We start from the raw sequence: 22,133 nt of genomic DNA, 5'->3' as shown, positions 1-22,133 counted from the left end.
GCGGGTCCAGTCGGCTAGTCCCCCGGGCTGGGGAATGGCGACCGGGGTGGCGGGGGCGTCGGCGCCGCGCGTCAGCATCTCCAGGCGCCACAGCCAGCGCGAGCGCACGGCGGGCTGACCGCCGCGCCGCTCGCAGTGGATCAGGATGGCCTCGTCGGCGCAGGCGGCCTGGACGAAGTCCTGCGCCGTCTGGCCCAGACGCCGCTCGGGCGTGGGCAGGCCCAGAGTCTGCCTCATCGGGCGCGACAGGAAGGGATCGACGGGGGCGGGGCGGGGCCAGACACCTTCCTCCAGCCCGGCCAGGATCATGCGGTCGGCGCGGGTCAGGCGGGCCTCGATGGCGCCGAGAATGCGCAGGCGCGGGTGGGTGGCGCCGCCGGTGCGCACCGTCTCCTCGCCGAGCAGACCGGCGACCAGGGCGGCGAAGTCGGCGCGGCTGACGTCGCCCAGCGAACCGCCGCCGTCGATCAGCGCCGACAGCAGGGAGGCGGCGGCCTCGCCGTCAGGACCGGCCCAGGCGTTCTGACCGGCCAGGGTCTCGATCAGGGCGGTCAGGGCGCGCGCGGCGGCGTCGGGAGCGGCGGTCGGCGTAAATGTGGACAGGGCCTCGGCGGCGAGGGCTTCCAGACGCGCGGCCAGAGCGCGGGCGCCGGACAGGCGGGCGGCCTTCCACTCGGGCAGGGGCTGGCCGCCGCGACCGGGTTCAGCGGCCTTCAGCAGGCGTTTCTGCACCTCGGCCCAGTCGCGCGGACGCGGGCCGCGCAGGGCGTGCTCCTCCAGCGCCGAGGCGGCGTCGGGCAAGGATGTGTCGTCGAGGTCGAGGCGGGTCAGCGGATGCTTGATCAGGCCCAGCAGGGTCTGGGGCTTGAGCGGCGTCTCGATGAAGCGGGCGCACAGGTCGACCAGAACCCCGGCGCTCATGCGCGACAGCGGGGTGCCGGTCGAGGCGTCGGGGATGATGCCCCAGCGCGCCAGCCGGGCTTCGACGCGGCGCGACAGGTCCAGGTCTGGGGTGACGAGGGCGCAGGTCTCGCCGGGCCGTTCCAGGGTCTCGCGCATCAGCAGGGCGATGGCGGTCGCGGCCTCTTCCTCGGCGCGGACGCTGAGGGCGGACAGGCCCTTCAGGCCCTCGTCGATGGGATCGGCGGCCTGCCCGACTTCGGCGGCGTCGGCGCGCAGGCGGGCGATCTCGGCGCGCCAGTCGTCGGTGGCCTCGGCGGGGCGCAGGGCCTCGTTGATCAGGCGCTGACGGGCCAGACCGCGCGCTTCCAGACGCGGTTCGACGGCGGGCTTGAACCAGGGGCGGACCTGATCGCGCGACACCTCGGCGCGGGCCAGCAGGGCCTTCAGCGCGGCCTGGGGGTGCTGGTCGTCGATGCGGTCCCAGACGCCGTCGGCCAGATCGAGGTCGAGGCCGGGCAGGACGACCACGCCCTGCGGCGCCCGCGCCACGGCGGCCAGAACATCGGCGGCGGCGGGGACGGTGCCGGTCGAACCGGCGGCGATGACGGGCTGTTGCGGCGGGCGCGCGTCCCAGGCCTCCGCCAGGCGACGCAGCAGGGTGGCGCGGCGCCAGGCCGGATCGACCAGACCCAGCGCCGCCAGCCGCTTGGGCCAGGCCTCGACGGCGAGGCCGAGGAAGCGGGCGCTGTCCTGCCAGTGGGCGGCCAGATCCTGTTCGGCCAGCCCGGCTATGCGCGACAGGTCGGGGACTTCTTCGAGCTGACAGGAATCGAGGAAGCCGCCCAGGGCGTCCGCCATTTCGAGGGCGCGCAGGGGTTTCAGGCCCGGCTCGAACTCCTCGGCGATCATCCGCGCCATCTCGAAGCGGCGGGTCAGGGCGGGGATGGCGGGGGGCAGGTCCAGACCCAGTTCGCCGGGGGCGAAGGGCGGTTCATCCTCCTCCAGATCGCCGAGCGGTCGCACCTGGGGCAGCAGGACGGGGCGGTCGCCGGCCAGCTTGCCCAGGGCCGAGGAGAAGGCGCGGGCGGCGCGGCGGTTGGGCAGCAGGATGGTGGCGTCGGTCAGGGTCTCGGGCGTCTGATCGCCCAGCCAGTCGAGCACCCCCGCCGCGAGGTCTTCGAGGAAGGGCCGCCAGGCGGGCACGGCGCGCCAGCGCGGCCCGGTTCCGGCGAACGGATCGAAACGGCCCCCCGTGGACATCAGGCTTGCGCCTTCAGTCGCGCTTCGGCCTCGTCGCGCGCCTGCGGGTCGCCGACGTGCATCCAGTCGCCGTCCAGCACGCAGCCGTAGAGGCGACCTGCGGCGGCGGATTGGCGCCACAGGGGGCTGAGCGAGAAGGGGCCGTCGGGGCCAGCATCGGCGTAGCCGGGCCGGGTGATGTGGACGCCCATGTAGGCGAAGGGCGCGGATGTCGCCTCGCCCCGGAAGGTCAGGGCGCCGTCGTCGGACAGGAAGAAGTCGCCGCCGCCCTCGAAGCCGATCGAGCCTTCGCGCCGGGCCAGCAGCAGGGCGGCGTCCATGCGCTCGGGGTCCCACAGGCGTATGAGGTCGCCGAGCGCATTGCCCCGGTCGATCCAGACGCTGTCGATATTGGCGACGAAGACGGGATCATCGCCCAGCAGGGGGCGGGCCTTCTTAAGCCCGCCGCCGGTTTCCAGCAGTTCGGCGCGCTCGTCCGAGATGACGATGGCGGGACGGCTGCGGGCGGCGAGGTGGCGCTCCAGCCGGTCGGCGAACCAGTGGGCGTTGACCACGGCCTCGGTGACGCCCGCGTCGGCCAGCCGGTCGAGCACGTGGTCGATCAGGGCGCGGCCGCCGACTTCGACCAGGGCCTTGGGCCGGTCGTTGGTCAGGGGGCGCATCCGCGTGCCGAGCCCGGCGGCGAGGACCATGGCGGTGGTGGGGGTGTTCTGGGGGGCGGTCATCGACGCACATCCTCCGGCACGTGGCGGTCCATCCAGGCGGCGATGGCCTCGAGACCCGGCGCCTTCAGGTTGGCGTTCAGGTGGGCCCACATGCGGGGCATGAAGACGGCGTATCTGGGCTTGGCGTCGCGGGCGATCAGGCGGGCGAAGATGCCGAGGATGCGGGCCTCGTTCAGCGCCGCCAGTCCGGCGTAGGCCGCCATGAAGGCCTCGCGGTCCACGGAAGGACGTTGATAGAAGTAGCGGTCAAGCGCCCACCCTTCCGTTCCACGCCCAAGGTCTCGCCTCGCATCCTGAAGCAGGGAGTGAAGATCCCAGCAGGGGTGAGCGCGCACCGCATCCTGAAAATCAATCATGCCCGCTCTGGCGAAACCGCTCCGTTGCGGGAGCCAGATGAGATTTTCTGCATGGAAGTCACGGTGAGCCATGACGGTGGCCCCCGCCTCACCCATCGCCGTGATCGGCGCCCAGACGGAGCGCCATTCTTCGATAGCGGCGTCATCGAAAGTTAGGGATGGGATAAGCTTCGGCAGCCACTCGACAAACAGGTCGGCTCCGCCTTGCAGCGCCGTCTGGTCGTAGGTCAGTAGGGGCCAGTCGCCAGCAAGACCGTGAAGCACCTCGGGCGTCGGGGCTTCGTGCAGTATGACAAGCGACTGGATGGCGGCGGCGTACATCCGCTCCTCGGGCTCGCCTGCCTCGATGACTTTGGCGAACAGGGCGTCGCCGAAGTCCTCGATCACGGCCAGGCCATTGGGCGCATCAACGGCGACGATGTCGGGCGCGGACAGGCCCAGCGATTTCAGATGGGCGGCGACGGCGGCGAAGGCCTCGATGCGTCCGGCCGACAGGCGGGCGACGGCGTTCCAGCCGTGGGCGTGGCGCTGTTCCGGCGTCCACGACGGATCGCAGGGCTGGCTCTCGGCGGCGGGGGCCTGATCCATCAGCATCAGGCTGGCGCCCGAGGCCGTGGTCAGGCGCTCGTAACGGCGCGTCGAGGCGTCGCCGGGCAGGGGCGCGCGGGCGGCCTCGGCCAGACCAGCCGAGCGCAGAAAATCGAGACGGAGGGCTTCGCGGTCAGACATGGACTTCCTTCAGTTTCGCTTCCCACGCGCCTGCGCCAGATACGGTCGCAAGGCGGCCCTCGCCGTCTTCGGCGATGGTGATGATCAGCCGGTCGGGGCCGAGCATGCGGCCGGGGTCCTCGCCCAGTCGTTCGGGCCATTCGATCAGGGCGCAACCCTCGTCCAGGGCCTCGTCCAGACCGATCTCGAAGGCCTCTTCGGGGCGGCTGAGGCGATAGAGGTCGAAGTGGGCGACGGGCGGGTCGCTCTCGTAGAACTGGACCAGGGTGAAGGTCGGGCTGGGCACGTCCTCGTCGGGCGAGGTCAGGGCGCGGATCAGGCCGCGCGCCAGTGTCGACTTGCCCATGCCGAGCGGACCGTAGAGCAGGACGGCTTCGCTGGCTTCCAGCAGGGGGGCGATGGCCTGGCCCAGACGGGTCGTGGCCTCGGCGTCGTCGAGAATGAAGGTCGTCATGCGAACACCGCGTCGGGGTCGGCGGGCAGGGTGCGCTCGACAAAGGTCTTCAGCGCCTCGGTGGCGCGGGCGGCGTCCACGTCCAGCCGCGCGGACGGGATAGGCAGGCCGACGCTGAGGTCGAACTCACGCCCCTGCTTGTTCAGCAGTTCGTGGAAGAGGGTGATGTCGCGCAGTTCCTGCGAGAAGCGGTCGAACAGGTGGAACAGGCGGCTGGTCGGTCCGGCGACGTGGATGGGGATGACCGGGGCCGCGTACTTGCGGGCCAGAGAGGCCGCCGTGGTGGCCCATTCGGGATCGGTCAAGCGGCCCTGCTCATCCACGCGGGCCAGTCGCCCGGCGGGGAACATGACGACGCAGCGTTCGGCCTCGAAGGCGTCCTTGGCGGATTGAAGCGTGGCGCGGGTCTTCTCGCGGGTGCGCTTGGCCGTGACCCACTCGACCGGGACAACGGTTTCCGACAGGCGCGGGGAGACGCGCAGGGCATCGGCGTTGGCGAAATAGATCAGGTCGTCGCGCACGGTCCGCAGGGCGTCGTGCACGGCCAGGCCGTCGGCGATGCCGGTCGGGTGGTTGCAGATGACCAGGCAGCGGCCGGTCGCGGGCAGGCGGTTCAGGTTCTGCGTCTCGACTGTCAGTTCCAGCAGGTCGGACACATGGTCCAGCGCCTGACGCCCGCCCATCGGGCCGATGGCGTCGGCCATGCGTCGGGCCTTGGCGTAGTCGAGCAGGCGATACAGTAGGGGGCGCACGACCGGCCAGGCGGCCGAGCGGGTCAGACGCGGCGCGCGCTCGGCGATCAGGACATCGACGATATGAGGGGCAGTGGGACTCATGCCCTGCTTGTCGCCGCTCCCGGCGATGGCGGCAAGCGGTCGTGACCATGCCCGGGCGTCCAATGTCGGGTTTGACGCGGTCGCGGCTGGTGCTACGCCTGCGGCCAAGAATTCCGCGAAGCCCGAGAGGATCATCGCCCATGCGTCACCTGCCCCATCTTCTGAGCGGCCTCAGCGCCGTCGCCCTGCTGACGGCTTCGGCCCTGCCGGCCTTGGCCGAGGCGCCGGTTCCGGCGGCGGTTTCGGCTCCGGCTGCGTCCAACGCCTTCACCTATCAGGACATGATCTCAGCCAACCGCCTGGGCGATCCGCAGGTGTCGCCGGACGGCGAGTGGGTGGTCTATGCGCTGACCCAGACCGACGTGGCGGCCAACCGCCGCTCCAGCGCCCTCTACATCCTGAGCCTGAAGGGCGAGGGCGAGGCGCAGAAGCTGGCCATTTCCGAAGGCGGCGCCAACACAGCGCGCTGGGGCGCCGACGGCAAGCTCTATTTCCTGTCGGGCCGTTCGGGGTCGAGCCAGGTCTGGGTCTCGGGCGACAAGGGCGCGACGGCGACGCAGGTCACCAGCCTGCCGACCGACGTCAACGCCTATCGCATCAACGGCGCGGGCGACGCCGTGGCGGTATCGCTGGCCGTCTATCCGGAAGCGCCCGACCTGAACGCCTCGGTCGAGCGCGCCAAGGCCGCCGCCGAAGTGAAGTCGACGGGGCAGGTCTATGACCGCATGTTCGTGCGCCACTGGGACACCTGGAGCGACCACACCCAGAACCACCTCTTCGTCCAGACCATTGGCGCGGACGGCAAGGCGGGCGGCGATCCGGTCTGGGTCACCAAGGGCTTTGACGGCGACACCCCCTCCAAGCCGTTCGGCGACGAGAGCGAGTTCGTCTTCGCCCCCGACGGCCGCTCGCTGGTCTTTTCGGCGCGTCACGCGGGCAAGAGCGAGCCGTGGAGCACCAACTTCGACCTCTACAGCGTCGCGGTTTCGGCGCCCGGCCAACTGACCAATCTGACCGAGGCCAATCTGGCCTGGGACACCGGCCCGGTCTTCTCGCCGGACGGCCAGACCCTGGCCTATCGCGCCATGGCCCGTCCGGGCTTTGAGGCCGACAAGTATGCGATCTTCCTGCGGGACGTGGCCACCGGCCAGACGCGCCAGATCGCGGCCAACTGGGATCGTTCGGCGGACGGCCTGCAATGGTCGGCGGACGGCAAGACCCTTTACACCACGGCCGGCGACGTCGGTCAGACCCGCCTGTTCGCCATCGACGCCCGCAACGGCTCGGTCCTGCCGCTGACCGGCGAAGGCCATGTCGGCGCCTTCGCCCAGACGCCCTCGGGCTTCGTCATGTCGGTCGATACCCTGACCTCGCCGGCCGATCTCTACTTCAAGACCTGGCGCGGTCGCGAGATGCCGCGTCGCCTGACCAATGTGAACCCGCAGCTGGCCAATAAGGCCTTCGGGCAGTTCGAGCAGTTCAGCTTCCCCGGCTGGAACGACGAGACGGTGCACGGCTTCGTCATCAAGCCCGCCAACTATGTCGAAGGTCAGAAATACCCGGTCGCCTTCCTGATCCACGGCGGGCCGCAGGGCTCGTTCGGCAACGGCTGGTCCTACCGCTGGAACCCCGAGACCTATGCGGGCGCCGGCTATGCGGTGGTGATGATCGATTTCCACGGCTCGACCGGTTACGGCCAGGAGTTCACCGACGCCATCAGCCAGCACTGGGGCGACCGCCCGCTGGAAGACCTGCAGAAGGGCTGGGCCGCCGCCCAGGAGAAGTACAGCTTCCTTGACGGCAACAACGCCTGCGCCCTGGGCGCCTCCTACGGCGGCTACATGATCAACTGGATCGCCGGCAATTGGTCCGACGCCTTCAAGTGCCTGGTCAACCATGACGGCGTCTTCGACACCTTCGGCATGGGCTATTCGACCGAGGAGCTGTGGTTCACCGAGTGGGAATACGGCGGCACGCCGTGGGAAAACCCGGAGGGCTATCAGAAGTTCAACCCGGCCAACCACGTCCAGAACTGGAAGACGCCGATGATGGTGATCCAGGGCGACCTCGACTACCGCATCCCGACGGCCCAGGGCCTGTCGACCTATACCGCCCTGCAACGGCGCGGCATCGACAGCCGTCTGGTCTTCTTCCCCAACGAGAACCACTGGGTGCTGAAGCCGGCCAACAGCCTGCAATGGCACAACGAGGTCTTCGGCTGGCTGGACAAGTATCTGGCCAAGTAGGGCCGGTCATCCGACCAGAAAGAAGGGCGCGGTCAGCGATGGCCGCGCCCTTTGTCGTTCTGGAACCGGGCTTTAGTGCGCGGCGTAGGCCTGGGTCAGCTGAACGTAGCGGCCGTGCTCGCGCTCGGTCATGCAGCGCGGCGTGGCCCAGGTCTGGCCAGCGGTCTTGGCCTCGGCGGCTTCGCGCGCGGTCAGGAAAACTGGCTCGGAGCCGTACTGGCGGGTGAAGGCGCTGCGGGTGGCGGCGTCGGTTTCGCAGATCAGCACCACGCGCTGCGGCTGGGCGGTCGAGACGCGCGTCGGCTGCGGCCTCTGGCTCTGCGGACTCTGTTCCGGGCTTTGAGCCAGGGCAGGCGCGGCTCCAGCGAGCAGCAGGGTCGAGACGGCGACGGCGATCAGGCGCATGCGATATCCTCCCTTGGCCGGAATTCGCTCCGGACTCAGAGCGAATTATGCGCTCATTTTTCTCAATGTAAATATTTTACGACAAATCGATGAGTGAAACGTGACGACGAGAGCGCATTCTCTCCTGGGCGACACGGGTTTTGTGTTGCAAGTCGCTCGCAATTGCATTTAAGCGCGGGGCCTTCTTCAGGAGCCCCCCATGTTCACTTCAACCGCCCCGGCCTCGCACCGATCCTCGCGCCTCATCGCCGTTTCGGTCCTGCTCGCGGGGACGGCCTTGAGCTCGACCGCCGCCGCCCAGACGGCGCGGCAGGAGCCCGAAGTCAGCACGGTCGGAGAAGTGGTGGTGACGGCGGCGCGGACCATCCTGCCGGCCAGCGCCCTGCCGATGACGGTGGACGTCATCGACCGCAAGACCCTGTCGGAGCAGGTGGCCATCAGCGGCTCGGTGATCGACGCGGTCGCGACCCTGTCGCCCTCCTTCTCGCCGACGCGGCAGAAGCTGACCGGCTCGGGCGAGAGCCTGCGTGGCCGCTCGCCGCTCTACGCCATCAATGGGATTCCGCAGTCGACGCCGATCCGCGACGGCTCGCGCGACGGCTATACGATCGATCCCTTCTTCGTGGACCGGGTCGAGCTGATCTACGGCTCCAACGCCCTGCAGGGCATCGGCGCCACCGGCGGGGTGGTCAATCAGGTGACGGTGGGCGCGCCGACCCAGGATGGGCTGACGGGCCGGATGCTGGCCCAGGTGTCCAGTTCGGGCGGGCCGGAAGGCGACGGCATCGGGGCCAAGCTGGGCGGTCTGGCGGCCTATCGCCACGGCGACTTCGACGGCGTTTTCGGCGTCGCCTATGACCAGCGCGGCGCCTTCTATGACGCCAACGGCCGCCGGGTCGGCGTCGACAACACCCAGGGGGAGGTGCAGGATTCCAAGGCCCTGTCCTTCTTCGGCCGTTTCGGCTGGGACCTGACCGACACGGTGCGCCTGGACCTTCTGGCCAACCGGTTCGAGCTGAAAGGCGACGGCGACTATGTCCGTGTCCCTGGCGATCGCAACATCGGCCGTCCGGCCAGCAGCGTGCGCGGCCAGATCGAGGGCGAGCCCGCCGGAAACCGGGTCGAGACGGTTTCGGCTTCGCTGACCGACAGCGACCTGTGGGGCGGCGACTTCAGCGCCCAGGTCTTCTTCAACCGCACGCGCGACACCTTCGGCGGCGACCGTTCCGCCACCATGCAGGACGCCAGCATCGCCCCGATCGGCACCCTGTTCGACCAGTCGTCGAACCGTTCGCGCAAGCTGGGCGCGCGCGCCAGCTATGAGCGGGCCGTGCCGGGCGTTCCGGGCCTGACCGCGACCCTCGGTCTGGACGCGATGAAGGACCGTACCGAACAACTGCTGATCGCCACCAACCGCGCCTGGGTGCCGCCGACCGAGTTCCAGAGCGTCGCCCCCTTCGTCCAGGCCAATATGCGCCTGTTCGACGGCAAGGTGCGTCTGGCCGGCGGCGTGCGTCAGGAAAACGTCGAGCTGTCGGTCAACGACTTCACCACCCTGGCCTCCTACGGCTCGCGTCGTGTGAAGGGCGGCACGCCCAAGTTCGAGGCGACCCTGGTCAACGGCGGCGTGGTCTATGAGCCGATGGACGGCGTGCGCGCCTACGCCAGCTACGCAGAGGGCTATACCGTGCCGGACGTCGGCCGCATCCTGCGCTCGATCAATGTGGACGGCGTCCAGGTCGACAGCTTCCTCGACATCAGTCCGGTGGTCTCGGACAATCAGGAGATCGGCCTGGAGGTGAAGCGCGGACCGTTCGAGGCCGGGGCGACCTATTTCTGGTCCTCGTCGGACCTGGGGCAGTTCCTCGTTCGCAACCCTGACGGCGTCTATGACGTCCAGCGTCAGGCGGTCGAGATCGAGGGGCTGGAGCTGAACCTGCGCGCCCGCACTCCGATCGAGGGGCTGACGGTCTCGACCGGATATGCCCGCCTGCGCGGCCAGACCGACACCAATGACGACGGGCGGGTGGATCAGGATCTGGACGGGGCCAATATCTCGCCGGACCGGATCAATGCGGCGGCTGTCTACGCCAACGGCCCGCTGTCGGCGCGTCTGCAGGTCCAGGCCTATCTGGCGCGGGACTTCGAAGGCGGCGACGCGCGCAACAATTTCGAAGGCTACACCGTGGCTGACGCCTATCTGCGCTATGACTTCGCCTTCGGCGGGGTGTCGCTGGCGGTGCAGAACCTCTTCAACGAGGACTATGTGACCTATAGCTCGGACACCAGCAATCCGACCGACAACCTGCGCTATTTCGCCGGCCGGGGCCGGTCCTTCACCCTCGGATGGGACCGTCGCTTCTGATGCGTCTGGTCCGACTGGCGCATCGCTGGACCGGGGGGCTGATCGGCCTGCTGCTGTTCGTCCTGGGGCTGACCGGAACCGTTCTGGTGTTCAAGGACGACTGGTTGCGCGCCGTCGTGCCCCACGCGACCGAGGCGCGGGTTTCGGACCCCCGGCTGATCGGGGCGGCGCTGGACCAGGCGTTTTCGGCGTCCGACCGGCCGCGTTCGGTCATCCTGGCCGACGATCGTCTGGGCATCCATCGCCTGAACTATGAAGAGAAGACGCGCGGCGCCTATGCGACCCAGTCGGGGCAGGTGGTGGCGCGCTGGGGCAGCCTGTGGGCGCGGCCGGAACTGTGGCTGTTCGACCTGCACCACTATCTGCTGATTGGCGATGTCGGAAAGACCATCGCCGGGATCGCGGGTCTGGCGGGTCTGGGCTTTGTCATCACCGGGGTGATCCTGTGGTGGCCGACGCGGCGGACCTTCGTCTTCGCCGTCCTGCCGAAGACATGGAAACGCCCCGGCATCGTCAAGCATCACCGCGACCTGGGGGTGTGGAGCGCGCCGGTGCTGGCGGTGGTGCTGACGACCGGGGCCATCCTGGCCCTGCCGCTCTACGAAGGCCTGGCCATGGCCCTGTCGCCGGGCAAGGACCTGAAGGCCATTATGGCCGCGCCCAAGCATGAGGGCGGCGCCCTGTCGCCCGACCTGGACTGGTCCGCCATGATGATTGAAGCGCAAGGCCGCTTCCCCGATGCGGCGCCGCGCATCATGTCCCTGCCGACCAAGTCCGGCGGCCTCATCAACCTGCGGATGCAGCGGGCGGCGGAGTGGCTGCCCAACGGCCGCACCCAGGTCTGGTTCGACCCGGCCGACGGTCGCATCGTCGGCGTGCGCGACGCCCTGACCCTGCCGCTGGGCCTGCGGGTGGCCAACGCCCAGTATCCAATCCACGCGGCCAAGGTCGGCGGCTTGCCGTATCGCCTCGTTGTCGCCGCTTCGGGCGTGGCCTTGACCCTGCTGGGTTCGCTGGCGGTTTTCACCTTCTGGGGCAACCCCAGCGGCCTGCCGAAGCGGCGACGGCCAGCGGCGCGCAAGGCCTGACGATGAAGCGGGGCGGTTGAGCCGGACGCGCTGCGTGGCGATAAGAGGCTTCCTCAGTCGCCGGAGCGTCATGACCCGTCGAGGCCTGTTCCTCTCCCTGATCGGCGGCCTTGCGGCCGCGCCGCTCGGCGACGCTTGGGCGGCGAGGCGAGACCGGCCGGGGCTGCGCTATGGTCCTGATCCGCGTCAGACGGTTGAGATGCATGTCCCGCGCGGCGCGGCGGGCCTGCCGGTCCTGGTGGTGTTCGACGACCGGCGAGGCGAGGGGCGTCGGATCGCCCGTCAGATGGCGCGGCGCGGCTTTGTCGTCGCCCTGGCGGATCTGCGGATGGTGCGCGGCTCGGGCGCGGCGATGGTCGCGGACGCCGCCGTCGCCACGGCCTGGGTCGCGGATCGGGCGTCAGAATACGGCGGTGATGCCGCACGGCTGGGCGTCCTGGGCTTGGGGAGAAGCGCGGACGCCGCCCTGATGATCGCCTTGGACCGGCGCTACATGGCCGCTAGGGGGCGGCCCGATCTGATCCGGGCGGCGGGGGCGCTGGAGCGGCCGCCAGAGACGAGGCGTGACCTGACGGCGACGCACCCTGAGGCCTATGTCCGGGCCGGCGCCGCGCCGGTCTGGCTGGGCGGCCGGGATCAGGCCGCGACCATGCTGGCGGCCCGGATCGAGGCGGTCGGCGGATGGGTCCAGAGCCTTGTCCTCGCTGACGAGGCGGGTCTGGTCGCGGACGCGGCGGTCTTCTTTGGTCGGGAGCTGGCCTAATCGGGGATCTCGGCGCGGGTCTTGAGGCTGGCGATCTGCGCTGACAGGACGCCGTCGACGGGCGCCGCCCAGGCTTCCAGCCCGCCCGGCGTATAGCCGCCGACGATGTAGGACCAAGTCAGGGTGCTGCTCTCGCCGACGGCCTTGATGGTGAAGGTCAGACCGCCGCTCGCGCCTTGACCTTGCAGCGGGCCCAGCCCGCCGCGCAGCACCAGTTTCGATTGCGGCTCGACCAGGGCCGTTTCCAGATGGCGCGAGACGCGACCGTCCGCCGCCCGTTCGCACCAGCAGCCGCCGGGCGCGAGATCCAGCGACAGGGTCGAGTCCTTGAACCAGCGGTGGTCGCGACTCCACCAGGCGTCGGGCGCGGTCAACACGGTCCAGACGCGGGCGGGCGAGGCGTCGATGCTCACGGTTCCGCCGACCTCGAAGCCGCCGGGCGCGGCGGACTTCACCTCGGCCAGGGCGGGCGCGGCGGTCAGGGCCAGCAGGGCGGCGGCGAAAATCGAGCGTCTGGACATGGGCGATCCTCCTGGGCGCAGCGGAACCCTGTCCGAGGCCGCTGGTCAACAGTCGTGTCCTTGTGTTTCCCCGTCTCGCCATGGTCACGGTTTTCCGCTAGAGGAAGTCATGACAGACAAGATGACCCCCCAGGCGGCGCTGGACCGCCTCGAAACCCTCTACAATCAATCCGTCGCCAATCTGCGAGCCGCAGTGAAGCGCTTCCTCGAGACCGGCGAACGCGCCGACGTCGAGGCCCGGGCCGCCGGCCTGTTCGCCTATCCCCGACTGACCGTCAGCTGGTTCGGCGACCGTCCGCAGGACCTGGAGACGCGAGCTTTCGCCCGCCTGTCGCGCACCGGCGTCTATACGACCACCGTCACCCGCCCCGACCTGTACCGCGACTATCTGCTGGAACAGTTGACCCTGCTGGCCGACGAATATGGCGCGTCCATTTCGGTCGAGCCGTCGGATCAGGAAATCCCCTTCCCCTATGTGCTGGACGGTTCCGGCGTGGCGCTGGACAGCACCATGACGGCCGCCATCGCGCGCTGGTTCCCGACCACGGATCTGGCTCATATCGGCGACGAGATCTCGGACGGCCTGTTCGCGCCGGGCGAGGACTTCCCCCTGGCCCAGTTCGACGGCCTGCGCACCGACTTCTCGCTGGCCCGCCTGCGCCACTACACCGGCACCCCGGTCGAGGACGTGCAGTCCTATGTCCTGTTCACCAACTATCATCGCTACGTCGATGAGTTCGTGCGCTGGGCCTGCGCCCAGCTGGCCGATCCGAACAGCGTCTATCAGACCCTGTCGTGCGCCGGCGGCGTGATCATCGACCGCGAGACCCCCGATCCGGAACGCGCCATCATGGACGCGGCCTGGCGCCGCCATCAGATGCCCGCCTATCACCTGACGCGGGCCGACGGTCAGGGCATCACCCTGGTCAACATCGGGGTCGGGCCGTCCAACGCCAAGACCATTTGCGACCACCTGGCCGTCACCCGTCCGCACGCCTGGATGATGATTGGTCACTGCGGCGGCCTGCGCGCCAGCCAGACCATCGGCGACTATGTCCTGGCCCACGCCTATCTGCGCGACGACCATGTGCTGGACGCGGTCCTGCCCGCCGATATCCCGATCCCCTCGATCGCCGAGGTCCAGCGCGCCCTCTATGACGCGACCAAGCTGGTGTCCGGCGCGCCGGGCGAAGAGGTCAAGAAGCGGCTGCGCACCGGCACTGTAGTCACCACCGACGACCGCAACTGGGAGCTGCGCTATTCCAAGTCGGCCCTGCGCTTCAACCAGAGCCGCGCCGTCGCCATCGACATGGAATCGGCCACCATCGCCGCTCAGGGCTATCGTTTCCGCGTGCCCTACGGGACCCTGCTGTGCGTCTCGGACAAGCCGCTGCACGGCGAGATCAAGCTGCCGGGTCAGGCCAACCGCTTCTACGAAGGCTCCATCTCGGAACACCTGCAGATCGGCATCCAGGCCGTCGACCTGCTGCGCGCCGAGGGCAGCAAGCTGCATTCGCGCAAGCTGCGCGCCTTCGACGAGCCGCCTTTCAGATAAGTAGAGAAGGGCGCTATCGCTCGCCGCGCGGCGGCTCGCTGCTTGAGCGCAGAGGCGATGTTCTAATGGAAGGGGCGTCCGGGGATTTCTCCGGGCGTCTTTTCTTTTGCGCCTCAGCCCTTGCTGAACAGATAGAGGCCGAAGCCGAGGTAGTCGGCGCCGAAGTCCAGCATCATCTTGATGCGGTGGGCGGTGGCCGCGACGCTGGGCGCGTCGGCGTGGTCGGGATGGGCGTCCAGCCAGTCGGCGATGGCCGCCTCCATCGTCGTACGATAGGCGGCCCATTCGGCCTCGTTGCTGATCTCGGCCGAGACGACGCTCAGCCGCGCCGCGCGGGCCGCCGCCTGCCATTCCTCGTGACTGACGTAATAACCGCCGGTCTCGACCAGCTGGCGCAGGGGCGCGGGCGGCTCTTCCTTCCAGAACAGGTCGCCCCACAGGAGGGCGCCGCCGGGCGTCAGATGCTCGGCCAGGGCGGCGAAGACCTCGGCGGGTTCGCGCAATCCCTTACCCGCTGGTTCGGTCGAACCGATGGCCACGATCAGGTCGAAGGTGGGCAGGGCCGCCAGCGCCGCCGCCGAGGTCTCGCGCCGCACGTTGATCCGATCCGACAGGCTGGCCGCCTGGATGCGCGCCTCGGCGCCTTCGGCCATGACCGGGTCCAGTTCGACCGCCGTCACCTGTGCGCCGAAGGTTCGCGCCAGATGGATCGATACCTCGCCATAGGCGCAGCCGATGTCCATGGCGGCGGCGCCGGGGGCCAGGCCCGCTTGCCGCACGGTCGCCTCCAGCCGGTCGATCGACAGGGCGTTGCAAACGGTCAGGGGCTGATAGGCGATGTGATGAAAGGCGACGCGCATGACCAAGGCCTAGAATGCGTCGCGCTTCCCGTCTCAGAAAAAGAACTTTACAACATAAAGTTCTTGGCGCACTGTCCGATCAACAGGCAGGGAGAGACGCCATGACCCGCGACCAAGTGCAGTCCGTCCACGACGACATCGCCTATATGAAGGCCCTGGCCCAGGAGGGGCGTCAGGCTCCGCTGCTGGGCGGTTCGATCCTGATTTCCGCCGGTGTGATTTTCGGCCTCGCATCGATTGTCGCCTATGGCATCGACAGCGGCATCCTTGATGTGCCGCCCGTCGCCTATGCGATCTTGTGGGGCGGCGCCATGCTGGCCTTCTTTGCGGTCCTGATCTGGCAGATTCGCAAAACCGATAGAAAACCGGGCGCGCAGTCGGCGGCCAATCGCGCTTCGGGCGCCGGCTGGATGGGCGTCGGCCTCGGAATTTTCGTCATGTCGCTGTCGATGGCGGTGATCGGCTGGAAGACCCAGAGCACGATCCCCTCGCTGATCTTCCCCTCGCTGATCTTCGCCCTCTACGGCTCGGGCTGGGCGGTGTCGGCGACCATGAGCGATCAGAAATGGCAGTGGAAACTGGCCATCGCCTGCTGGATCGCCGCGCCGCTGATCGCCTTCCTGACCGGCAGCCCCCTGATGTGGCTGGGCTATGCGGCGGGGCTGTTCCTGTTCGCCCTGCTGCCCGGCGTCCTGCTGGTGCGTCAGGAACCGTCGGAGGTGATCTGATGGGCTCGGATACGGCTGAAGACTTCGATATCGGCCGCATCGACGAGGTGATCCACGGGCGGGTGCGTCTGGGGATCATGGCCTATCTGGCGGGCGTCGGGACGGCGGACTTCAACGAACTGAAGACCCGATTGCAGGCCACCGACGGCAATCTGTCGGTCCACCTGAGAAAGCTGGAAGAGGCGGGTTTCGTCGAGGTCGCCAAGAGCTTTCAGGGCCGCAAGCCCCTGACGCGGGCGACGATGACCGAGGCCGGGCGAGACGCCTTCGTCGCCTATCTGGACGCCATGTCCGGTCTGGTCGGCGCCCGTTAGCCTTGGCGCGTGAATAGTCCTAGGAAGGCGGTCATGAGCGACCGCCTTCTGCCGTTTCAGGCCCTCGACAACTTTCGCGACTATGGCGACTACGCCGTCGGCGAAGGCCGGATCGCGCGCGAGCGCCTGTATCGCGCGGCCCATCAGGCCAAGGCGACCGAGGCCGATCTGGTCCAACTAGCGGCGCTGAACCTCGCCACCGTGGTCGATCTGCGCCGTCCCAGCGAGCGCCGCGACCAGCCGTCGCGCCGACCCGTTGGCTGGGCCGGTCAGGTGATAGAGAGCGATCACGACGACGGCGGCGAGGCCCCGCACATCACCTTCCTGAAGACCGCCGACCTGACCGAGGATTCCGGTCGCGCCTTCATGACCGAGACCTATCGCCGCCTGCCGTTCGAGGCGGCGCATGTGGACCTGTTCAGCCGATATTTCCGCGCCCTGGCCGAAAGCGACGGGCCGGTCTTGATCCACTGTGCGGCAGGCAAGGACCGCACCGGCCTTCTGGCGGCCCTGACCCACAGCCTTCTGGGCGTGTCGCGCGATGACCTCATCAACGACTATCTGCTGACCAATGTCGCCGTCGATCTGGAGGGCCGCGCTGAAGGCATCGCGAAGAAGCTGACCGAGATGACGGGGCGCCCGGCTTCGCACGGCGCGGTGGTCGCCTTCCTCGGCGTCGAAGCCGACTATCTGGACGGGGCCTTCAAGGAGATCGCGGCGCGGCATGGGTCGATCGCGGGTTATCTGGAGCAGGCTCTGGGCGTGGACGCGGCCCTGGCCGCGCGCATCCGGGCGCGACTGACGGCATGAGCCTGCCGGTCGTCCATACCGAGCGATTGGGCTGGCGCGAGCCACTGGCCGTGGCTGCGGGGTTGAACCGGCGCGAGGGGGCGTTGGCCCTGCTGGCCGGGGCGGGCGATCCCAAGGCCCACGGCGGGCGCTGGTCCTTCGTCGCCTGCGAGCCGGATCAGGTCTTCGTCGGGCCGGTCGATGACGCGGCGCCCTTCGACGCCTTGCGCGACCCGGCTTTCGTCGCCGGCGGCGTGGTCGGCTTGATGAGCTATGACGCCGGGGCGCGACCGGCGACGGGCCGCCGGGCCGAGGTCTGGCCCGACCTGATGCTGGCCCGCTATCCGTGCCTGCTGGCCTTTGATCATGCGGCGGCGGAGGTCTTCGCCGTGGGGCGGGGCGCGGATGCGGTCGAAGCGGAAGGGCAGGTCCGACGCGCAGCGGGCTGGTTGGCCGAAGTGGCTGAACCGTCCATCCCGTCCGCGCCCGCTAAGGACTTCACCGGCGAGGCTGTCCCTGAAGCCTATGAGGCCGCCGTGGCCGATGTGGTGGCGCGCATCGCGGCGGGCGAGCTGTTTCAGGCCAATATCGCCCGCGCCTGGAGCGGGCGTTTGCAGGTAGGGCGCGATCCCTTCGAGGTCTTTACGCGCCTGTCAGCGGAACGCGGCGCGGCCTATGGAGCCTTCTGGCGGCTGGGCGAGCGGGTCCTGGTGTCCAACTCGCCGGAGCTGTTCCTGACCTTTGATCCCGCTTCGGGCCGGATCGAGACCCGGCCGATCAAGGGCACGCGGCCGCGCCACGCCGACCCCGCCCGCGACGCCGACCTGGCCGCCGATCTGGTCGCCAGCGCCAAGGACCGGGCCGAAAACCTGATGATTGTCGACCTGATGCGCAATGACCTGGCGCGGGCGGCGGTCCCCGGCTCGGTGCGGGTCGAGCGCTTGTTCGAGGTCGAGAGCCACCCCACCGTGCACCATCTGGTTTCGACGGTGACGGCCAGGGCGCGGCCCGGCGTCCGTGCGGCCGAGGTGCTGGAGGCGACCTTCCCGCCGGGCTCGATCACCGGGGCGCCCAAGCACCAGGCCATGAAGGTGATCGCTGGCCACGAGCCGCCGCGCGGCCCCTGGTGTGGTTCGCTGTTCGGCCTGGGGCTGGCGGGCGGCCATAGCCTGACGGCCTCAGTGCTGATCCGCACGGCGTCGTTTGAGCGTGGCGAGGGGGGCTGGTCCTGGCGCGCCCTTGCGGGCGCCGGCATCGTCGCCGACAGCAATCCTCACGTCGAGCGCGAGGAGACCGAGGCCAAGATCCGGGCGCTGAAGGAGGCGCTGACCGGGGTCTAGCAGTTGGAGCAGGTGACTTTTTCGACCGTTCGCGGCCGCAGGTAGTAGCTGCGGGTGAACTTGATCGGCTTCTTGATCACCTGACCGAAGGCCGAATTGTATTCGAACTCGGTTTCTCCCAGGATCAGGCTCTGTTCGCTTTCGATCAGTCCCGGCGGCAGATCGCTGATGATTTCCGCTTTCGCGCGAGGATCTAGCGCCTTGTCGTTGGCCTGGCTCCAGTCCACGCGCGCCACGCCCTTGTTGTCCATGGTGACGCTGGAGACGCGGATCGACAGCTTGTCGGCGGAAAAGGGGCGCATGATCATGTCGCCGATGGCGAACACCGCGGCCACGTCCTGGGTCGAGGTCTGGTCCGATTGAGCCATCAGGTCCGCCACCGTGGAGGCGGTGTGGCCGGCGCGGCGCTGGGCCATGTAGGCCTGGCAGAACTCGGCCATGCCAAAGTAGATCAGCATCACAACCGGCGCGATCAGGGCGAACTCGATGGCCGAGACGCCGCGTCGATCTCGCCAGAAGCGGATCAGGGGCGCGAACAGGCGCGACCTCATTGATAGGGCTCGTTGCGGAAGGCCATGGAGGTGGTCAACATCACCTTGTGGTCCTTGGTGTGCGACACAGCCTGGGCGATGAAGGGGGTGATGATCGGCTGCTCGTACCAGACGCGCACCAGAACGCGGTCGCCAGGGTTGCCGGGCGAATATTCGAGTACGGAAGGATCGAAGACACCGGACTTCAGCGGGTCGTCCGCAATGGGGTCGCTATAGTTTTCAACCACGCGCACATCAATGAAGGCGCGCTTCGGGCAGTCGCCGGCGAAGACGCTCATCTGGTTGCACAGTTTTTGCTTCAGTGCGGCGGGCGTCAGCGCCCCCTGTTGCGCCTGACCGGTGCGCACCAGACGGCCCATGTCGGATACCGCCGTCTCGACTACGGCGTCGACCAGAAGCAGCAGTCCGATCTCCAAAATGCCGAACAGCAGGATGAAGAAGGGCAGGGCGATCATGCCGAACTCGACGGCCGCCGAGCCGTCCCGCGCGCGCCGCCGCCTGGGCGACGACCAATCTGAAAGGCGGAGGAGCGGCCGGGCCATGGAGATCAGGAGGCCGGAACGGCCCGCACGCTGGGCGAGCAGCTGGAGCCGCAGGCCATTTCCGTCGCCTGGCCGCCGCGCCAGACGCGGACCGAGCCGTTCGAGCCGGCGCTGACCACGACCTGGCTCTGGAACAGGGGGCGCCCCAGGGCGTCGACGGCGATGACCTCGGTCACGCCATAGCCCTTGCCGGTGATGAACAGGGTGTTGGCGTCCACCACGGTGACATCGGCGATGCGAGGATTGGCGACGATGACCGAGCCCGCCGGGCCTCTCAGTTGAACCCGCGTGGCGTGGTCGATCTCGACATTCAGCGGGCGTGACTGGGCCTGGGCCGAGGCGGCGAGGCCGCATGCGAGCAGGGCGGCGGTCAGGCCGAGGCTGAGTGTCTTGAAGGTCCGGGGCATGGGCGGCGGCTCCGAGGGAATGAACGAGCGCGCGCGTGCGCTAGGCGTGAAACCTGGCGCTGAAAGATCAAGAATTCCTGAAGGCGAGGCTGAAGCCTGCTGTATCTGATGTTTCTATAGTAAACGCAAAAGTAACCATCAATAATTTGAAGCGATCGAGGTCATTTTACTCGCCCTTAATGATCGGCGTCGCATGGTCGCCATGCAAACGGGGGTCAAGCGGGCAAAACCGGTGACCCTGGTAATGGAACTGTTGCTCGCTTAGACAAAGAAGGAAGATATTCATGCGTAACTTCATCAAGAACTTCGCCAACGACGAATCCGGCGCTACCGCCATTGAATATGGCCTGATCGCTGCTCTGATGGCTGTCGCCATCATCGCCTGCCTGACCGCCTTTGGTCCGCAGATGAAGGCCGCCTTCACCGGCATCGGTGAAACCATGGAAGGTTCGAGCGGTAAGGACATCACGGAAGGCTAATCGCCTACCGTAACTGTCGAAAGGGGGTCGGGGCGTTTACGTTCCGGCCCTTTTTTGCGAAATTGGGGCGCTTGATTGAGCGTCGTGCAGTCAAGGATGATCGAGCGATGGTGAGCCGATATCTCAAGCGCTTTGAGTGTGATCAGAGTGGAGCGACCTCGATTGAATACGGCCTGATCGCCGCCCTGATGGCTGTCGCCATCATCGCCTGCCTGACCGCCTTCGGTCCGCAGATGAAGGCCGGGCTCTCCAAGATCGGCACGGACATGTCATCGCCGCAGGACGTGACAGCCGGTTGATCCGGGGCTGGCGCACGGCAACCTCGATTTAACGGACGCGGCGCTAGAGTTGTCGCATGGACATGCTGATCTTGCTCTCGCTCGCCTTTCTGCCGGCCTTGATGATCGTCGGCGGTCTGAATGACCTGACGACGATGAAGATTCCCAACTGGGTGTCGCTGGCCCTGATGGGCGCCTTTGTGCCGGCGGCCCTGCTGGCGGGCCTGTCCTGGACGACCTTCGCCCTGCATTTCGCTGTTGGACTGGCGGTGCTGATCGTCGGCATGGGGCTGTTCGCTCTGCGCTGGATCGGTGGGGGCGACGCCAAGCTGATGGCCGCCGCCGCCCTGTGGCTGGGGCCGGAGGGTCTCCTGCCCTTCGTCCTGTTCGTGGGTCTGGCGGGCGGCGCCTTTTGTCTGGTGCTCTTGTCCGCGCGGACCTGGCTGCAGGTCTACGCCCTGAACGCCCCAGGCTGGGTGGCGCGGCTGCTGCAGCCCAAAGGCGACATTCCCTATGGCGTGGCCATCGCCATCGGCGCCGTTCTGGCCTTTCCCTCCAGCGCCGTGGTTCGGGCCTTTACAGGCGGCTGACGACGTTCGGCGGGCTTAGGGACGCGTTAACCGACAAGCCTCACTATCGTTAACGGCAAGGGGCGAAGAACCGAATCCACGTCGCCGCGCCTGCCGGAGACCGTCGATGAAGCCCGCCAAGATCGCTGTCATCTGTATCGCCGCCGTTGCCGCCATCGGCCTGGCCCTGGTCGTTCGCGCCATGGGCTCCCCTTCGGGCGAGCCGACCGCGACCGCGGTCGCCGCCGTCGAGACTCGCCCTATGGCCAAGGTCCTGGTCGCGGCCAAGGACCTGGAGCCAGGCCGTCGCCTGACCGACGCCGACCTGGCCTGGAAGGACTGGGCCGCCGACGAGGTCAATCCCGTCTTCATCACGGACGGCAGCGTGCCCGTTCCCGCCGCCCCGGCCAAGGAAGGCGAAGGCAAGGCTGACACCGTCAAGAAGGCCGAGGACGCCGCCGCCCGCGTGGTCCGCGCCGCAGAGAATATGAACTCCGGGGGCGCCAAGGCCGACTACATCGGTTCGGTCGTTCGTGAGCCCATTCTGGCCGGCGAGCCCATCGTCGCCCGCAAGATCGTCCGCGCCGGCGACAGCGGCTATATGGCCGCCTATCTGGAGCCCGGCATGCGGGCCATGGCTATCCGCGTCACGGTCGAGACCGCCGCCGGCGGCTTCATCCTGCCAGGCGACCGGGCCGATGTCCTGCTGACCCGCGAGGTCAAGCTGCCGAACACCGGGCAGTCGGGCGGTGAAACCACCAAGTTCGTCGCCGCCACCGTGATGCAGAACGTCAAGGTTCTGGCCATCGACCAAGCCACCCGCGCCGCCGAGGACGCCCAGGCGGTCGTCGGCGCCACCGCCACCCTTGAGGTCAGCGGCCGCGACGCCGAGGCCCTGGCTCTGGCCAAGTCCGAAGGCGAACTGTCGCTGGTGCTGCGTTCCTACGCCGACACATCTGGGCCGTCCGGTCAGGTTCCCGGCGCGGCGCGTCGCGGCGACGCGGCCGCCGCCGGCCGCGTCGTGCATGTCTATCGCGAGGGCCAGGCCGAAGCGGTCGCCGTCCCATGAG

At 68.4% G+C, this 22,133-nt stretch carries 24 protein-coding genes; 13 read left to right on the top strand and 11 right to left on the bottom strand.

Features of this window, described 5'->3' with window-relative positions:
* From addB to CQ039_RS14440, 5 genes are all read right to left on the bottom strand, one after another.
* A partial coding sequence (gene addB / locus CQ039_RS14460) for a double-strand break repair protein AddB (protein ID WP_105746548.1) occupies nucleotides 1–2,163 on the bottom strand: 2,163 nt, incomplete at its 3' end.
* On the bottom strand, nucleotides 2,163–2,855 hold the full coding sequence (gene murU, locus CQ039_RS14455; RefSeq protein ID WP_105563788.1) for an N-acetylmuramate alpha-1-phosphate uridylyltransferase MurU: 693 nt from the start codon (nucleotides 2,853–2,855) through the stop codon (nucleotides 2,163–2,165). The genes addB and murU, both read right to left, overlap by 1 nt.
* 29 nt (nucleotides 2,856–2,884) lie before the next feature.
* Nucleotides 2,885–3,973, bottom strand: coding sequence for an N-acetylmuramate/N-acetylglucosamine kinase AmgK (gene amgK, locus CQ039_RS14450; RefSeq protein ID WP_105563690.1), 1,089 nt, complete (start codon nucleotides 3,971–3,973; stop codon nucleotides 2,885–2,887).
* Entirely contained in the window at nucleotides 3,966–4,427 is a 462-nt protein-coding gene (gene tsaE, locus CQ039_RS14445; RefSeq protein WP_105563691.1) for a tRNA (adenosine(37)-N6)-threonylcarbamoyltransferase complex ATPase subunit type 1 TsaE, read from the bottom strand. Before tsaE ends, amgK begins: the two co-directional genes overlap by 8 nt.
* Nucleotides 4,424–5,263, bottom strand: a complete 840-nt coding sequence (locus CQ039_RS14440) for a GNAT family N-acetyltransferase (protein WP_105563692.1) — start codon at nucleotides 5,261–5,263, stop codon at nucleotides 4,424–4,426. The genes tsaE and CQ039_RS14440 overlap by 4 nt, the downstream gene beginning before the upstream one ends.
* 140 nt (nucleotides 5,264–5,403) lie before the next feature.
* Between CQ039_RS14440 and CQ039_RS14435 the strand changes: the two genes are divergently transcribed.
* Nucleotides 5,404–7,509, top strand: coding sequence for a S9 family peptidase (locus CQ039_RS14435; protein WP_105563693.1), 2,106 nt, complete (start codon nucleotides 5,404–5,406; stop codon nucleotides 7,507–7,509).
* Nucleotides 7,510–7,581: 72 nt separating this feature from the next.
* Here the strand turns inward: CQ039_RS14435 and CQ039_RS14430 are convergent, their stop codons facing one another.
* Nucleotides 7,582–7,914: a hypothetical protein gene (locus CQ039_RS14430; RefSeq protein ID WP_105563694.1), complete on the bottom strand. Its 333-nt coding sequence runs from the start codon at nucleotides 7,912–7,914 to the stop codon at nucleotides 7,582–7,584.
* Between the two features lie 199 nt (nucleotides 7,915–8,113).
* On the opposite strand from CQ039_RS14430, the gene CQ039_RS14425 reads away from it, so the two are divergent.
* The 3 genes from CQ039_RS14425 to CQ039_RS14415 all read left to right on the top strand — a co-directional run bounded on the left by CQ039_RS14425 (nucleotide 8,114) and on the right by CQ039_RS14415 (nucleotide 12,130).
* Nucleotides 8,114–10,279, top strand: a complete 2,166-nt coding sequence (locus CQ039_RS14425) for a TonB-dependent receptor (protein WP_105563695.1) — start codon at nucleotides 8,114–8,116, stop codon at nucleotides 10,277–10,279.
* Nucleotides 10,279–11,367 (top strand): PepSY domain-containing protein, encoded by a 1,089-nt coding sequence (locus CQ039_RS14420; RefSeq protein ID WP_105563696.1) that lies wholly within the window; start codon nucleotides 10,279–10,281, stop codon nucleotides 11,365–11,367. Before CQ039_RS14425 ends, CQ039_RS14420 begins: the two co-directional genes overlap by 1 nt.
* A 70-nt stretch (nucleotides 11,368–11,437) precedes the next feature.
* A complete protein-coding gene (locus CQ039_RS14415; protein ID WP_105563697.1) occupies nucleotides 11,438–12,130 on the top strand; it encodes a hypothetical protein in 693 nt (230 codons plus the stop codon).
* Here CQ039_RS14415 and CQ039_RS14410 read toward each other — a convergent pair.
* Nucleotides 12,127–12,651, bottom strand: coding sequence for an SRPBCC family protein (locus CQ039_RS14410; protein ID WP_105563698.1), 525 nt, complete (start codon nucleotides 12,649–12,651; stop codon nucleotides 12,127–12,129). The genes CQ039_RS14415 and CQ039_RS14410 overlap by 4 nt on opposite strands.
* A gap of 109 nt (nucleotides 12,652–12,760) precedes the next feature.
* On the opposite strand from CQ039_RS14410, the gene CQ039_RS14405 reads away from it, so the two are divergent.
* Complete coding sequence (locus CQ039_RS14405; RefSeq protein ID WP_105563699.1) at nucleotides 12,761–14,206, top strand: AMP nucleosidase; 1,446 nt, start codon at nucleotides 12,761–12,763, stop codon at nucleotides 14,204–14,206.
* 113 nt (nucleotides 14,207–14,319) lie between these two features.
* On the opposite strand, the gene CQ039_RS14400 is transcribed toward CQ039_RS14405, so the two are convergent.
* Nucleotides 14,320–15,066, bottom strand: coding sequence for a cyclopropane-fatty-acyl-phospholipid synthase family protein (locus tag CQ039_RS14400; protein WP_105563700.1), 747 nt, complete (start codon nucleotides 15,064–15,066; stop codon nucleotides 14,320–14,322).
* A 101-nt stretch (nucleotides 15,067–15,167) separates the two neighbouring features.
* Here CQ039_RS14400 and CQ039_RS14395 point away from each other — a divergent pair, with 101 nt between their 5' ends.
* From CQ039_RS14395 to CQ039_RS14380, 4 genes are read left to right on the top strand one after another with little or no spacing between them, the layout of a single operon-like run.
* Nucleotides 15,168–15,794 (top strand): hypothetical protein, encoded by a 627-nt coding sequence (locus CQ039_RS14395; protein WP_105563701.1) that lies wholly within the window; start codon nucleotides 15,168–15,170, stop codon nucleotides 15,792–15,794.
* Nucleotides 15,794–16,108: a transcriptional regulator gene (locus CQ039_RS14390; protein ID WP_105563702.1), complete on the top strand. Its 315-nt coding sequence runs from the start codon at nucleotides 15,794–15,796 to the stop codon at nucleotides 16,106–16,108. Before CQ039_RS14395 ends, CQ039_RS14390 begins: the two co-directional genes overlap by 1 nt.
* Nucleotides 16,109–16,141: 33 nt before the next feature.
* Nucleotides 16,142–16,918: a tyrosine-protein phosphatase gene (locus tag CQ039_RS14385; RefSeq protein WP_105563703.1), complete on the top strand. Its 777-nt coding sequence runs from the start codon at nucleotides 16,142–16,144 to the stop codon at nucleotides 16,916–16,918.
* Complete coding sequence (locus CQ039_RS14380) at nucleotides 16,915–18,237, top strand: anthranilate synthase component I family protein (protein WP_105563704.1); 1,323 nt, start codon at nucleotides 16,915–16,917, stop codon at nucleotides 18,235–18,237. The genes CQ039_RS14385 and CQ039_RS14380 overlap by 4 nt, the downstream gene beginning before the upstream one ends.
* On the opposite strand, the gene CQ039_RS14375 is transcribed toward CQ039_RS14380, so the two are convergent.
* Genes CQ039_RS14375 through CQ039_RS14365 form a run of 3 tightly spaced genes read right to left on the bottom strand, consistent with a single transcriptional unit; the run spans nucleotide 18,234 to nucleotide 19,737 of the window.
* Nucleotides 18,234–18,788 carry a TadE/TadG family type IV pilus assembly protein gene (locus CQ039_RS14375; RefSeq protein WP_105563705.1) on the bottom strand — a complete coding sequence of 185 codons (555 nt, stop codon included), beginning with the start codon at nucleotides 18,786–18,788 and terminating at the stop codon, nucleotides 18,234–18,236. The genes CQ039_RS14380 and CQ039_RS14375 overlap by 4 nt on opposite strands.
* Complete coding sequence (locus tag CQ039_RS14370) at nucleotides 18,785–19,330, bottom strand: TadE/TadG family type IV pilus assembly protein (RefSeq protein WP_105563706.1); 546 nt, start codon at nucleotides 19,328–19,330, stop codon at nucleotides 18,785–18,787. Before CQ039_RS14370 ends, CQ039_RS14375 begins: the two co-directional genes overlap by 4 nt.
* A 5-nt stretch (nucleotides 19,331–19,335) precedes the next feature.
* The gene (locus CQ039_RS14365; protein ID WP_105563707.1) at nucleotides 19,336–19,737 is read right to left on the bottom strand and encodes a pilus assembly protein N-terminal domain-containing protein; all 402 of its coding nucleotides are present in this window, start codon (nucleotides 19,735–19,737) and stop codon (nucleotides 19,336–19,338) included.
* 284 nt (nucleotides 19,738–20,021) lie between these two features.
* Here CQ039_RS14365 and CQ039_RS14360 point away from each other — a divergent pair, with 284 nt between their 5' ends.
* From CQ039_RS14360 to cpaB, 4 genes are all read left to right on the top strand, one after another.
* On the top strand, nucleotides 20,022–20,216 hold the full coding sequence (locus tag CQ039_RS14360) for a Flp family type IVb pilin (RefSeq protein WP_105563708.1): 195 nt from the start codon (nucleotides 20,022–20,024) through the stop codon (nucleotides 20,214–20,216).
* Between the two features lie 110 nt (nucleotides 20,217–20,326).
* On the top strand, nucleotides 20,327–20,515 hold the full coding sequence (locus CQ039_RS14355) for a Flp family type IVb pilin (protein WP_105563789.1): 189 nt from the start codon (nucleotides 20,327–20,329) through the stop codon (nucleotides 20,513–20,515).
* Between the two features lie 56 nt (nucleotides 20,516–20,571).
* Complete coding sequence (locus CQ039_RS14350) at nucleotides 20,572–21,084, top strand: prepilin peptidase (protein WP_105563709.1); 513 nt, start codon at nucleotides 20,572–20,574, stop codon at nucleotides 21,082–21,084.
* Nucleotides 21,085–21,190: 106 nt separating this feature from the next.
* Nucleotides 21,191–22,132: a Flp pilus assembly protein CpaB gene (cpaB, locus tag CQ039_RS14345; protein ID WP_105563710.1), complete on the top strand. Its 942-nt coding sequence runs from the start codon at nucleotides 21,191–21,193 to the stop codon at nucleotides 22,130–22,132.
* Nucleotide 22,133 lies beyond the last annotated feature (1 nt).

The organism is Brevundimonas sp. MYb52, assembly GCF_002979535.1.
GTDB lineage: Bacteria > Pseudomonadota > Alphaproteobacteria > Caulobacterales > Caulobacteraceae > Brevundimonas.
The sequence above is the reverse complement of the archived record's forward strand: the minus strand, read 5'-3'. Positions and strand labels throughout refer to the sequence as shown.